The following is a 14,519-nucleotide window of genomic DNA, read 5'->3' as shown; positions in this document are numbered from 1 at the left end:
TTCCCCTTAAAAGAAATAAACAGGTTTTTATATGAATTTCAATGAATTAGACTTAAATAAGGAAGATTGGGTTTGTTTAATCATAGTTATTATATTTTCGTTTCTATGCACTGCAAAGATGGCATTGTTTGCAATGTCTGGTTGTATTCTGGATCCGGATATTGCCATTTATTTGCTAAGCGCCCTTAAATATGCTGGTTTGGATTTTTATAATGTGGCCTATCCTGCAGATTTGTTTTATACTCCTGTCATATCTTTTTTCACATCTTTATTTTTTAAGATGGGATATGTTGATAAAAATGCAATCATCATTGTAACAGCTTTTTTCAGTTTTATAGGATATGTTGGTTTATATTACCTGTTGAAAAGCCGATTCGATTCATTATTAAGTTTAACCGGAGTGATCATATATGGAAGCTTGCTTTTGGTAATATTTAATTTGTCAAAGGGAATGGTTGATATTCCTGCAGTTTCCATTTCCATTTGGGCATTGCTATTTGCAATAAAGGCGATTGACAAGGACCCCAAATATTTCCTTATTGCATTTCCCCTGTTGGTAATGGCCTTTTTTACAAAATATGTTTCCGGCTTTATGTTGCCTTTGGTCTTACTGTATTACTGTATGAGAAGAGATATAGTTGATAAATTTGACTGCTTGCTAACCGACAGAACATCCTTCAATCAAAAATTCAAAAGTTACCTGTCTTCCAAGGAATTCAAGTATATCATACTTTCGTTGCTGGTTAGTTTGATTTTAGCCATACTCATTTGCAAAACATTAATTTTAGATTTTGGAGGTTCTTTAAGCTTCCTTGGCCAAACTGCAGATTCCTTCAAGACCAATTTTGTTACAGAAGGGGGTATTGATTATATTGTTGATAAATCCTATTATTTGGATAGGTTTACGGACATGTTGTTTGGATCAAGAAAAATCAGCCCAATTCTAGCCTATCTGGCATATGGAATCTGCGGAATAGGTTTGATAATAAAGTGCGTTAAAAATTTTTCCATATTTAAATCTGAAAAAAGGTCTTTTAAAACAAAGCATCTAGATAAAATATTAATTGTTTCAATTGTTGCTTTGCTATTTATTTCATTTTTAACTTTTAAAGTAATCACTAACCATATGGCTTCAAATATCTGTATTTTAATCGCATTCACGTTAATTTATTCTATTTTGGAAAAATATGAGATTGACAATAAACTTTTGTCTCTGGATCTGTTGTTCTTGGCATATCTTTTGGTCAATTTCATTTTCGCATCCATATATCATATCAAAGTGGAAAGGTATGCATTGCCTTTCATTCCACCGGTCATATACTTCATAATCTTAGGTTTGGAGGGCATTGTTGAAAACATTAATTTCAATAGCATATCAAAACTGAAACTTGACAAAGGCATTCCAATTATTCTAATAGCCATATTCATGATTTCAACAGCAACTTTCCTTGCCCCAATTGAATATGAACGTTCAAATGATGTTATTTATGCCATAAATTATTTTGGTTATAAGGGTGACTTGATTGATGCATGTGACTTTATTATAAATAACGATTCGGATTATCACAACAAAACTTTCGCCTCTTTCAATCATCAATCCAGAATAATACGCTGGTACTTGAATGTTAATGTAACGGCCATAAGCGAACTTGACCATGACTTCGAAAATTTCGACAATAGCACCTCATATGTCATTATCAGTGAAGATAAGGATTTGGAAAATTACCATAAGATCAAGAATTGCGGTGATTTTAATATCTACTATCATAACTAGACATTCAAATCAGTAAAGAGTTTGTGTTTCATTTTTCGCAGGTTCGAATAGTTTTGAATATTTCAATCGAACATTCAATTTTATTTCGAGCACAACTTTTCATTATATTGCCCCTATTCTTTGAATGAGGTTGATGGAATATTGTTTTATACATTACGTACAAAATATCAGTTTAAACAGGAAATGCTTAACAAAATAATAGCAATATTTAAATATGTGCATTCATATATTAAGAATAGTGTTATACTAATATAACATGAGATAGGTGGAAATTATGAATAAAAATATTATTATAGCAATATTGGTTGTTGTTATCATTGCAGTTGTTGCTGCAGTCATGTTTGCTCAACCGGGCAAAATGGATTCACAAATCAATATTATAAATAACGGAACTTTTCACAATGGGGAACAAGTTCAATTTGTACTGAAAGATGCTCAAGGTAATGCTATTGCGAATGAAAAAATTGATATTAATTATAATAATGAACAATATTCCGTTGTTACTGATAGTACTGGTAAAGGTTATCTGATGATTTCCGGTGAACCTGCCGGAAAATATAATATTGTAGCAAAATTCAATGGAAATGATAAATATAAAGGGTCCACTACCCAGGCTACCATAACTATTGAAAGCGATCTTACTGACAACATAGCTGTACAATCTTCCGGTTCTTCAGTTGCAAGCACTGATTCCAATAATAACTATTCAAACGGTTCTTCAGGCGGTTCTTCAAATTCATCAGGACCTGATACACCAATGCCTCCTAACCATCAGTACTTCATTCCTGAAATTGCTTGTTGGGTAAGCTACGACACTGGTTTGGTTACTGCTTCACCTAACGGTGTGACAGGCATAACCCCTGACAGATGGTATGAATTATACGGTAACGGTGAATTTGATTAATCCCAGGATGTTACTTTAGAAATCAATGGATAAGATGGTATAAACCATCTTCCTTTTCTTTTTTTTGAATTTTTTTATGGATATCCTCTTTTTCTGAAAACCGAAATCAAATTTGAAAATAGAATTTAATAAAATATCAAGAGAATCTATCCAGACTGAATAGGATTTTCCACATCATCATAATCCCCACATGAACGGAACATGGTTTTGCTGCTTTTGTTGAATTTAGACCAATTACTTCAAAGCCCTATATATCCAATAGGAGATACAATACAAGTATCGCATCCCATCTGATTTATTCCAAAAGACGATATCGCATCCTTCAAGATGGATATCGATCTTAGAAGATACATGAACCTGGGTTGAAGCTATGGCACGTGTCAATATTGACACAATCAATGCTAACAATAGACTTAAAAAAGGACTTAATACTTCCTTCCCCAATTCACTCCATGGCAAGCATGAAATGCATGGAAGTCAAAAACAGGAAAAATCTTTGATTCGTTCTCAAAAGCAGTTCTTAAATTCATTCATGAATGTTTAAAACCAGTTTTGATTGTTTTTTTTAAAAATAAAAAAGTAAGGAGAAATTTATAATCTCCCTTTTAATTGAAACTTATTTTTTTTGCACAGTTTAACGTACGACAACGCTGGCTGTAGTGTCTGATCCCGCGTATATGTCATTGCCTTCACATGTGATTACGGCTGTATAACTGCCCCTTTCCAGCGGCAGTGTGGATACTGAAACTCTGCCCTTGGCATCGGTCTTAAGTGTCTTTTTGATGTTTCCCAAGACCACATTGACTTTGACGCCTGAGATAATGTTTCCGTCAACATCCTTCAGTGTGACATAGAGCCTGGAGCTGACATTATATGTGGCGACAATATCTTTGGCTGTTAAAGTGGTAGGTATCTTGTCTGTCACCACAACACTGGCGGTTGTGCTTGAAGGCGCATAATATCCGTCACCGGCAAATGATACGGAAGCAGTGTAATCTCCAGGAGCCAGATTCTTGGTGGATGCTGAGACTCTGCCTTTGGAATCAGTCTTGACAGTCTTGTTGATGTTTCCTAAAACCATATTGACCTTGGCACCGACAATAGGATTGCCATCTGCATCCTTCAAGGTGGCATAGACTTTGGAACTGACATTGTATGTGGCAACGACATCATTGGCGGATAAGAAAGAATATTCATTGCTTACAAACACATTTGCAGTGGTGCTTGAAGGTGAGTATATGTCATCACCTGCAAAGGTAATAACTGCAACGTAACTGCCTATATCCAGATTTTTGGTGGATGCTGATATTTTACCGTTGGCATCGGTCTTGACAGTCTTGTTGATGTTTCCTAAGACCAGATTGACCTTGGCGCCGGCTATAGGATTGCCGTCTGCATCCTTCAAGGTTGCATACAATCTGGAACCGACGTTATAAATGGCGTTGACATCATTGGCTGTCAGCACTGTGCTGTATTTTACAGATACTGTGGCTGTGGTGCTTGAAGGCGCATATAAGTCGCTTCCTGCATATGTGGCCACGGCTGTGTATGTGCCTGATTCAAGATTCTTGGTGGATGCTGAGATTCTTCCCTTGGCATCTGTCTTGACTGTCTTGTTGATGATGCCTAAAACCAGATTAACCTTGGCTCCGGTGATTGGGTTTCCTTCCGCATCCTTCAGGTAAACGTAGAACTTTGAGGCTACATTATACTCTGCAACCAAATCATCGGCGGACAGCACTGTAGGGAATCCTCTTACAAGCACATTTGCAGTGGTGCTTGAGGAATCATATAAGTCATTGCCGTCGCATGAAATGAAGGCAGTATAATTACCAGGATCTAAAGTCTTGGTGGATACGGAAATACTGCCCTTGGCATCGGTTTTGATGTTCTTGACAATGTCGCCTAAAACCACTTTCACCTTAACGCCAGTGATCGGATTGCTGTTGGCATCCTTCAAGTAAACATATAACCTTGAACTTGCATCATAATCTGTGACAACATCCTTTGCAGTTAAGACAGTAGGCATCTTAGTCACAACAACACTTGCAGTGGTGCTTGAAGGGGCGTAAATTTCATTGCCGTCGCATGAAATGAAAGCTGTATAATTGCCTACATCCAAAGTTTTAGTGGATACGGTAATTCTGCCGTTGGCATCGGATTTTATGCTCTTGGTTATGTCACCTAAAACCACATTGATTTTAATGCCTGTAATGGCATTGCCGTTTGCATCTTTCAAGTAAATATAAAGCTTGGAACTTTCATTATGAACAACAACAATATCATTGGCACTTAAAACAGTATTGAGTTTATTGATAACGACTTTGGCTGTAGTTTTTGAAGCCGCATAAGTCTCATCACCAGCATAAGTGATGGTTGCGGTATAAGTGCCAGGCAGTAAAGTACCAATGGCCAAGGAAGCCTTACCGTTTGCATTAGTTTTTACAGTCTTTGTAATATCACCGACAACGAATTTGACCTTTGCACCGCTGATGACATTGCCGTCAATATCCTTTAAAGTAGCGGTGAGCTTTTTGGTGCTGTTGTAGTCCGCAGTGACTTTGGAAGCGGTTAAGGCAGTGTTTACAAGTTCAGGAGCTTCAACTGTGATGTTGTAAATCCTTACAAAGAAGTCCTGTTCTTCCAATGGGTAGTCCATATCCGTACGGTATACGACATATATGATATGTTCACCAGGGTCCAATTCACCCAATTCTATTGCATGTGTTTTATAATCCAGCAAATCCCTTAAATCTTCATATCTGTAGCTGGCAACAGGTTCATCTTCAGGATTCCAGTAATAAGGATTTGTTGCGTCAACATAAATGTCTAAGCCATATCCATCCAAAGTAGCGTCTAATGGCATAGGTGCCTTAAAGGTAACGCTGACTGCGCCTTCATCTTCAACAACGTCAACATTGGCATCTCCAGAATCATCCAAAACTGCAAACATGTCTTCGGCAACAACCTCATCATCTATCTCAAGTCTGGCCTGATACTCGCCAGGCAATAAGCTTCCATAAATGTCTGTGTAGCTTTCATCAAAGTCGAAATAGAATCCGTGGTCAGTTCCGCCTGTGGCTGCAGGTTCGCCGTTAAGGTATAATATTATTACTGAATCCTGTGAAATTGCAGTTCCTATATGTACATCGAAATTGAAGTCGCCATATATTGAATCCATGAAACTGAATGTGTTATCAGATACTTCAACATACTCCAAGGAACTAACAGTTCTGCTGTATTCCTCGGTTGTTACAGTTATATATACAACATACCTATCTGACTCTGTGATATTCAAACTGTTTACATCAACATAATATCCAGGGCCCCTGAAATACTCATCATAATATATGTCTTCTAGGGCTTTTTCATATACTTTATTTCCATTCAATTCAATTGTTACATTACCTTCGCTGCCTTCAGGCAAAGCGATTCTGCATAAAGGCTCAGTCATCTCATCCCAATTATGATAGATATTAATCACAAAAGGAACAACGGATACACGGTTGTACCAACTGAATCTCGGAAACTCGACTTCCACGCCATAGTCCCCAAGCTCATCTATTTCAATATCGCTCAAGTATAATTCATAACAGTCGTCTAGTGATAGATACTGGTCCATTTCACTTACTTTAAATGTAAAGTTATTTAATAGAACAGAATTTTCATTATAAACTACAACTGTAAATTCCTCCATATCCTCAGGGAAATATGCAATTGTAATAACAGGCCAATCAGCATCTAATGTCATCTGTGAATCAACAAATGGGGAATTGTAAATCTTGACCTGACCATGGGCCTGTTCTGCTTCTTCACCATCCCTATAGAATTGAACGGCAATGTCACATTCGGCAGAAGGGAATATATCCTGCATTATGTCTTCAATTTCTAATTCAAGAGTACTCCATTGCCAAACATCGTCCCACTCATAGTCTGAAGTGTAGAATGTTCTGCTCCTTACATTGCCCCAAACATCAACAGTGATAGTGAATGTTTCATCCACTCCTTCAGGTATTTGGTCTTTAGGAATAATGAGAACATTAGTACTCTCCTGAACATTTCCATCCATGAATATGGCTTCAAAGTCATTGCCATCATCTGCATCACTTAACATTATATTGTCCTTATTGAAACGGATGATACGTTCCTCGTAAGCATCCTGAACACCGGACCTTACAATCTGGAATATGACTGTATCGTTATTGCTTAGGCCTTGGAAATTGTTCACGTCATTCAGATAGAACACGTGTTCAATGTTGCCCATATAGCCGGTCGCATTATAAAATCCAAATTGCTGAGTTTGGAATTGAATAAGGTGGTTGTGTAATCTCCTGAAGTGACGGAAAGCACTGCATTGCTCAATTCGTCGACAGGTTTCCATGAACCGCTCTTTTCATCACCTGAAACGATTATTGTGAAAACCATTCCATTATCATATGAAATTGGTGTGTATTCATTGCCATAAATTTCTAAAATAGCTGTCGGACCTACAGGTTCATCGTTATGGTCTCCCAAGTAGAATCCGTCCCCTTCAAGGTCGATGTTGCATTCACATGATGCTGTCTTTTCCCAATCAGTACTCTTTACAAGAAAACTTAAGGTATCGCCGTCATCGATTTCATTAAAGTCATTTCCGTTATTAATAAAATCACTGGCAGTGACTCCATAATAATACCATCCGGATCTACTGTTTTTACTGTATATTCCATGGTCATATTGATTCAAGTCTTTAAGGGTACTATAGTAGCTATACTTAATGTCGTAACTATCTTCATCAATATCAGTAATTGAAAAGTCATCTGTATTTGCCTCTGAATAAACGACAATAATAGGCCCGTCATAATCCTCAGTGACAAATCCATTATATATTTCAATATATCGTTTATTAGTTATCCAAATGGAATTGGTCTGAGGACTTTTCTCAACATCATACACTTCATGAATCGCCGGGGTCCCATCCTGGGAACCGTAGAACATGAAGTTTACCAGCTGATTGCCATTATTGAACTTGGAAACAACCAAATGACTAACCTGAAGGTTATAGATATAATTTCCAGATACTTTGGTGAAATCATTAACCGTAAGATCTTTCTCACCTATAACATCATCGCCGTCATTAGTCAGGACAATCCTGCCTTCAGTTGCTTCCTTAAGATTAAGAGTGGCAACCGTATTATATCCATTGTCTAAACTAATATAACTATCAGAAAAAGTGAAATTACCTTCTATTTCTTCAACATCGTTATTGTCGATAACTATGGAATCATCGACTATAAGCGTTGAATTTCCTGCCAGCACCTCGGCATCCTCCGACGCGCTGACAGCACCTATTGTTAAAATGGCCAGCAGAAGAATGCTGACCATTAAAATCTTTTTGTTCTTCATATTTACTCCCTACAATAAATCTATTGTAATTAAAACATTTTCTAATATAAATTTAAACTAAATTTACATTGGTATTTATTATATTAAGTAACCTATTTATACATTTTGAATTCAATCTGGATGATTTGAAGATGAAATAAGCAATGATATTAAAAAAATAGGTTTAATTTATAATAAAATTTAAAATAACTGAATAAAATTAAAATTTTGTGATGAAAAATGGCATAACCTAATACCAAAAAAAAGGGCATGTAAGAAATTTTATCCATTTAAGAAAGGAAAAGATAATTATCTAATCTGATTGCAGAATTTTGCAATCTTTGAACGTATCTTTCTCAAGTCATCAAAAAAATTTAATCTTCCCCATTCTGGGATGGGATTCTTATTAGGGACTCTTCAGGACCGGCATCCAAAAAGAGCATGGGCCTGATTTTTTAAGGTAAATGAAACAATATTAGACAATGGCATTGGAAACATTCGCAAGATATGCGACCGTCATGGCGTATTTTGAAAACATCAAAACCTCGCCATTCCTGTTGTAGTGATAGTTTTTTATATTTCAATCAAAAACATTCAATTTAAACAGAAATAGCTACCGCCAACAATATTACAATGAAAAAATATTTTTCAATAAATTCAAAAATCCCTTTCATATTTTAATTTTTGTTTTCGAACATTAAAAAGATATTTGATTGTCATCCAAAAGTGATTTTTTAAGGTGATGGTAATATTAGGAGATTCCATTAATTGTGCTGTTTTTAATTGAAAACATACAGTTAAACATTAAGTTATGAAATTTATCTATTTTTCAGTCACTTTTATATAATTTAAATTAAAAAGTGATACATACATAAAATTGAAAATAACAATGTTCGTTTAAGTTATTTTTAAATGTGAATCCTATTTGATTTGAAAAAAATGGAGTAATTTTATGAACTTATCAAAACTGTTTGAAAAAAATGAAGAAAAAGAATTTACAACATTCCCAACAACTCTAGAAACATATGCGTGGTATAAACCTTTTTTAATAATAATTATAGCAGTAATAATTGATTTCGTGATATCATTTGCAGCATTAAAAATTACAGGAGCAAACCCTACTGCAAGTAAAATAGAACAAATTATTTATGCAGCAATTACCATGATTGCATTGATTCCAGGCATTTATATTGGATTTAAATTGGTCTATAAAATTCCGTTTTCCACACAGATAGCGCCTGTCAGGAAATGGAATTGGAGCATTTACATTAAAGTATATATTATAACTTTAATTGTTTATGGAGCATTACAACTAATACCTATGTTAACTTCAGGAATGCCAAGCATAACCAATACTTCAATTACAGTTCTCATATTGTGTTTGATTTTGCCAATCTTTCAGGGTTTTGCGGAAGAATACCTGTGCCGTGGACTACTGATGCAAACCTTCGGATCATGGTTTAAAATACCTATTGTGGCAATCATCCTTCAGGCAGCAATATTTTCCATAGTGCATAATTACGCGATAATAGCAGCCATAGGAGTATTTTGCGTAGGACTTTTATATGGTTTGATAACCTGGTATGGTCAAGGTCTTGAATCAGCATCAGCAATGCATGCGGTAAATAATACGTTTTCATTTCTTGCATTGGGAATAGGTCTTCAGCAGACAGTATCACCAAACAGTGCAATTGATTTTGTGATGAATTTAGTTTTCCTGGTAATCCCAATCATAATTGTTTTTGCATTGGATAAAAAATTCAATTGGTTTGGTGAAATCCCAGAAAACACTCAAAACGTATGATTATTCAATTATGAATAATCTTTTTTTCTTTTTAAGGAGATATTCAACCGGATACAACTTAAAAAGAGCACATGACAAAATAATCATGAAAAATAGAGAATCAATTTAAAATTTTGCACCACATCCTCTTTTTAAATCCTCTAAAAATTTTTTTAATTAATATCCGGACAAAAAGGGATATGGTAGAAAATATGACTATTTTTTAGGATAGTAAATAACTAAAATCAATACAATAACAAATACAACAGTTGCAATTAAACTGGATTCAGGTCCAAAAGAACCTCCATTGATTAAATTTTGGCCTGCTTGACTAAAATTCATTAATGATGGTGTTGAAATGCCACTTACATTGAATCCGAATATGATTCCCTGTGAAAAATTCCATGCTGTATGAACACCGCCGCAAATCCAAATATTGTCAAATCTCAAAAAAAGGACTGCAAATACTATTCCAACAATGAAAATATTTACAACTGATAATAAATCAATTCCAGTATTGAGTAAATGTGGAATAACAAAAACAATGCTGCTGATTACCATCGCAGCAAATATTCCATGCCGTTTATAGAAATAGGTCATTGTCCAGCCACGAGTATATATTTCCTCACCAAAACATTGGATAGCAAATAATATGAAACCTGGAATCAGATAAACTAATGAGGACAAATTATATCCATTGAACCTGAACTGCCCAAGAAGCATGCCTATTGCCACTACTGCAGAAAACATTAAAAAACCAATCAATAAACCTTTTAATGTAGATGAAAGTGCATTGCCTTTAGAAAATCCTATGCTTCTCCAACTGCGCTTTTCTATTTTAGTGACATAGAAATATATTATAAAAGGAACAATGATGAATCCGCCCATAGAAAAAAATACTACATCTGGAATGGGACTAATTGACATGAATATGAATTCAAATATGTTCAAAATAACAAACATCACCAAAAATAAACCAATGAAAATGCCTACCTCTTTTATTGTTGACATCTCTTTAACATTAATTCTTGCTTCCTTTAACGATTCTGATTTATCAGCAAAATATTTAATATTATCCAACATAAGTATCACTTTAAATTTATATCACAAATTATATTTCAGTTATTTTTTTGAGTTATATTATAATATTTTTATTTATTTTAAATGCATTAGTATTTACAGCCCGTGAAATAAAAATCTTCGAGCTGTAAATCTGGGGGTAGTTCATAATGGAATTCCAAGTAATGCAATAATGAAAATAATTTCGTCCGTTAATAAGTGAGTAAGGTACGGAACAATTAGGTTTTTGGTTTTAATATATCCATAAAACTCGAATATTGAACCAAAACCCTGTACGAAAAGTGCAAATATTAACATGGTAGGGTTATATGCATGGAAACAGGCAAACATCACCATTATTATAGCAACGGAAATGATCACAGCCAATCTACGATTATTTGATAATTTATAAATCACTCTTAAGAAAAATATGAATGGGATGAACTTAAAGAATTCCTCACCCATCAGTGAAAATATTGATGTAACTAATGTCATGATTGTTACTGGTTCTGAACCCATAGTTCCGGGGCTGACTATTCCAAATTGCTTCAATATCATCTCCATTACCATTCCATATACAATATATCCTACAAAAAGAGCCACTATAAGGACAAGATCTTTACGGGACGGCATCCAGAATATTGCTTTATAATCCCATTTTAAAAAATATAAAACCGGCACAATAAACACTATGCAGCCTAATATTATAAAAGGTAGATTTCCTGAGATTACTGCTAGTAATGTTCCAGCAATGAATGCAACAAATAAGACAACCCATCCCCATTTGGGAATATATGGATTCTTATTATAAAACGGAAAATCATAACCTTCATCTTCAAATTTAAATCTATCTATTACTGTCATATTATCAACTTTGTTTAATTATTAGCCATTTGTATAAGTTCATGTTATTTATTATTAATAATCTATGGATTCTAAGAACTTTCAGGTATTTCTCCGAACCAATTTGTTTTCTTGCCCACCAAATACAGTACAATAACTAGTATTATTTCAAAAATAATTGTTCCCACAACACTCCCTAATTGCGGAGTGGATGTTGATGCGTGGAGTCCAAGCATGACGAATAAACCAACAGTAAAATTATTTGCGGTATGTATGGCAGAACTTACTTCAATACCATTTGTTTTCCAAGCGAAAAATCCGTAGATAAGACCCATAACTAGTATTCCAAAGAGTCCGAAACTGTTATATCCATGGAATAGGGCAAATATTATTGCCTGAATGACAATTGCTAAAACAGGTATTTTAAACCATGATCCAAATGTCTGCAAAAGAACTCCTCGAAACATGAATTCCTCTGCAATGGATTGGAGAGGCACGAAGATGCAAATAGCTATTAAGAACATTATTGAGATTTGAGATGTTCCTTTTGCTCCAGTAAGAGCAGAATCTATGCCCTGATATACTATGTACATTATTAACGGTATTATTAATGCCTTGAAATAGAGTTTGAAATTCCATCCTCCGCGTGAAGATGAGTAGGAGGAAAATGGTCTGTCATTAACAATTTTTGATGCCAAATACAATGAAGGAATGAACATGATTAAAATAAGATCTGAGATAATTATAGGCATCGCAGAGTTTAATGCTTCAAATTTTCCAGACATAACAGTTCTAGCTAAATCAACGCCACCTACCAGATAAGTAATCATTATTATTGCCGTTCCAATTAGGAGCATTATAAACATAGTTGCTATTATGACAATTAATGGTTTGTACCATGCATAGTTCTCAAAAGTTGTTGGAAATGTTATATAGTCTGATATTTTATTTTTCATTGACATATTTTATCACTCATATATATTTTTATATAAACTGGATGAGAAAAACTCATCCATTTATTATCTTTTTTTACTTATCATACTATTCTACTTTAACTGTTGTTTTTATTGTGTCTTTAAGATAAGTCACTTTAACAGTGTAAGTTTTGCCTTTTTTAAGCTTTTTGATAACATTCTTCTTAAGTGACTTTTGAGCAATACCTTTGGAGTTGGTTTTAACTTTATAAGTTTTGCCGTTGAACTTGAATGTTACTGTTTTACCTTTCTGGAGCTTACCGTTGATTTTAAGCTTTGCTTTTAAGGTAAATTTCTTGGCAGTCTTTTTAACAGTAACTTTACTGGCTGTTAAGACCTGTTTTACTGTAACTTTATTGGCATAGGTTTTACCATTGTAAATAGTTGTTACAGTGTATTTTTTAGGAATATCTGTTATTTTTATTTTAGTTATTCCGTTTTTATCTGTTTTAGCAGTTGTGGTCTTGCCGTTGATGACAAATATTACAGATTCGCCACTAACAGTTTAAGTATTTTAGGTTATGCACTTAATTTCCTATACATTTTTTACACTCAATCAGTACAGTATAATAGGTTATCAAATGCAATAACTGTTCTTGAAGGGCTGATTCTTCCTATACTATTAGCAAATATCCTGGTCTATTTTTTAGGTGCAAATGGATTTTGGATTTCATTTTGCGTAAGCGAAGTTGTGACACTGCTATTCATATATTTATACTCAAGATATGCCAATAGAAAGTATAATGATGAATATGAAGGTTTCTTTTTGATAAAACAAAATGATAATGGAAAAATATTCGAGTACACAATTAATGGGAATATTAATGATGCAGTTAATCTATCTGCTGAAATTCAGGAGTTCTTGTCTGAAAACAAGTCTGCAACATTGGTTAGTATGGCTATTGAAGAAATGCTAACCAATATCATTAACATTAATGAAAATGTCGATACGATTGATATTATTGTTAGAGATAGCGATGAATACATATTGATTTCCATTAAAGACTCAGGCATTGACTTCAACCCTATAGTTGAGAATGATAATCTTGAATTTGAGTTTTGAATATTTCAATCAAAAACATTCAATTTAAACTTTTCTCACCGGAGTTATTGGAAAGAGAAAAAGTTCATAATATTATTAAGTTAATTAAAGGAGGTAAGTTCCCTCCGTTCCATCCTAATTGCCGATGTACTTACTTAACTGTTTGGGAATCTAAAGGAGAACCACCTAAAGACCCATACATTATAAACTTAACTCCTAATAATTATTTATCTGATTATGTTATGAAAAAATTCCATGATGAGTTTGGTAACACTAATCAAACTGGTGTTGATGATAATAAATGGAATCAAGATAATATCCAAAATAGTCTTAAAAATTTTGTTGATGAAAGTGATGACTTAGAAATGCTTTCTAATAATATTTTTGAGTTTATCCAAGTAGCTAAAAATCATGCTCAGGAATGTGTAATTGCTTCTGATAGAAGTTTTAATGTATTTGGTATCATTAAAGGTACTGATGCAACTTCAATTGAAGTTCCTAATGAGTATATTAAACAGGTTAAGGGTTCATATTTTGGGTTAACTGGGCATTCCCATCCAGTATCTAAAATACCTTTGCCTGATTTAGATGATATAAATTATGGGTTGATTACTTTAAATTCAAAATATAATCTAGTTTATGCTCCAAGGTTTGGAGCATTGTTGATTAAAAAATCTGAACCAAATATTAAATTTAATAAAAAGAGTCTTGGAGATTCTTATAAAAACGCTAATGATAAACGGGAAGATTATATAAATAATAATATTGCATGGGCT

At 34.1% G+C, this 14,519-nt stretch carries 11 protein-coding genes; 6 read left to right on the top strand and 5 right to left on the bottom strand.

Features of this window, described 5'->3' with window-relative positions:
- Positions 1 to 31: 31 nt before the first annotated feature.
- The 3 genes from ACKI4K_RS08875 to ACKI4K_RS08865 all read left to right on the top strand — a co-directional run bounded on the left by ACKI4K_RS08875 (position 32) and on the right by ACKI4K_RS08865 (position 3,222).
- Positions 32 to 1,774 (top strand): glycosyltransferase family 39 protein, encoded by a 1,743-nt coding sequence (locus tag ACKI4K_RS08875; RefSeq protein WP_407424310.1) that lies wholly within the window; start codon positions 32 to 34, stop codon positions 1,772 to 1,774.
- Positions 1,775 to 2,048: 274 nt separating this feature from the next.
- The gene (locus tag ACKI4K_RS08870; protein ID WP_407424308.1) at positions 2,049 to 2,678 is read left to right on the top strand and encodes a carboxypeptidase-like regulatory domain-containing protein; all 630 of its coding nucleotides are present in this window, start codon (positions 2,049 to 2,051) and stop codon (positions 2,676 to 2,678) included.
- Between the two features lie 370 nt (positions 2,679 to 3,048).
- Positions 3,049 to 3,222, top strand: coding sequence for a hypothetical protein (locus ACKI4K_RS08865; RefSeq protein WP_407424306.1), 174 nt, complete (start codon positions 3,049 to 3,051; stop codon positions 3,220 to 3,222).
- A gap of 90 nt (positions 3,223 to 3,312) precedes the next feature.
- On the opposite strand, the gene ACKI4K_RS08860 is transcribed toward ACKI4K_RS08865, so the two are convergent.
- A complete protein-coding gene (locus ACKI4K_RS08860; protein WP_407424304.1) occupies positions 3,313 to 6,942 on the bottom strand; it encodes an Ig-like domain repeat protein in 3,630 nt (1,209 codons plus the stop codon).
- Positions 6,912 to 8,063: a hypothetical protein gene (locus tag ACKI4K_RS08855; protein ID WP_407424302.1), complete on the bottom strand. Its 1,152-nt coding sequence runs from the start codon at positions 8,061 to 8,063 to the stop codon at positions 6,912 to 6,914. Before ACKI4K_RS08855 ends, ACKI4K_RS08860 begins: the two co-directional genes overlap by 31 nt.
- A gap of 931 nt (positions 8,064 to 8,994) precedes the next feature.
- Here ACKI4K_RS08855 and ACKI4K_RS08850 point away from each other — a divergent pair.
- The gene (locus ACKI4K_RS08850; RefSeq protein WP_407424300.1) at positions 8,995 to 9,846 is read left to right on the top strand and encodes a CPBP family intramembrane glutamic endopeptidase; all 852 of its coding nucleotides are present in this window, start codon (positions 8,995 to 8,997) and stop codon (positions 9,844 to 9,846) included.
- Between the two features lie 195 nt (positions 9,847 to 10,041).
- Here the strand turns inward: ACKI4K_RS08850 and ACKI4K_RS08845 are convergent, their stop codons facing one another.
- The 3 genes from ACKI4K_RS08845 to ACKI4K_RS08835 form a co-directional block, all read right to left on the bottom strand.
- Positions 10,042 to 10,908 carry a CPBP family intramembrane glutamic endopeptidase gene (locus ACKI4K_RS08845; RefSeq protein ID WP_407392502.1) on the bottom strand — a complete coding sequence of 289 codons (867 nt, stop codon included), beginning with the start codon at positions 10,906 to 10,908 and terminating at the stop codon, positions 10,042 to 10,044.
- A 141-nt stretch (positions 10,909 to 11,049) separates the two neighbouring features.
- Positions 11,050 to 11,748 (bottom strand): hypothetical protein, encoded by a 699-nt coding sequence (locus ACKI4K_RS08840; protein ID WP_407424298.1) that lies wholly within the window; start codon positions 11,746 to 11,748, stop codon positions 11,050 to 11,052.
- Between the two features lie 71 nt (positions 11,749 to 11,819).
- Positions 11,820 to 12,689 carry a CPBP family intramembrane glutamic endopeptidase gene (locus ACKI4K_RS08835; protein ID WP_407424296.1) on the bottom strand — a complete coding sequence of 290 codons (870 nt, stop codon included), beginning with the start codon at positions 12,687 to 12,689 and terminating at the stop codon, positions 11,820 to 11,822.
- 703 nt (positions 12,690 to 13,392) lie between these two features.
- Here ACKI4K_RS08835 and ACKI4K_RS08830 point away from each other — a divergent pair.
- Positions 13,393 to 13,764: a hypothetical protein gene (locus tag ACKI4K_RS08830; RefSeq protein ID WP_407424294.1), complete on the top strand. Its 372-nt coding sequence runs from the start codon at positions 13,393 to 13,395 to the stop codon at positions 13,762 to 13,764.
- 47 nt (positions 13,765 to 13,811) lie between these two features.
- Positions 13,812 to 14,519, top strand: a 708-nt coding sequence (locus ACKI4K_RS08825; RefSeq protein ID WP_407424292.1) for a hypothetical protein, incomplete at its 3' end; no start/stop codon positions are given.

It is taken from the genome of Methanobrevibacter sp., assembly GCF_045644645.1.
In the GTDB taxonomy this organism is placed as follows: Archaea; Methanobacteriota; Methanobacteria; order Methanobacteriales; family Methanobacteriaceae; genus Methanocatella.
This window is presented reverse-complemented; position numbering and strand designations above follow the sequence as displayed.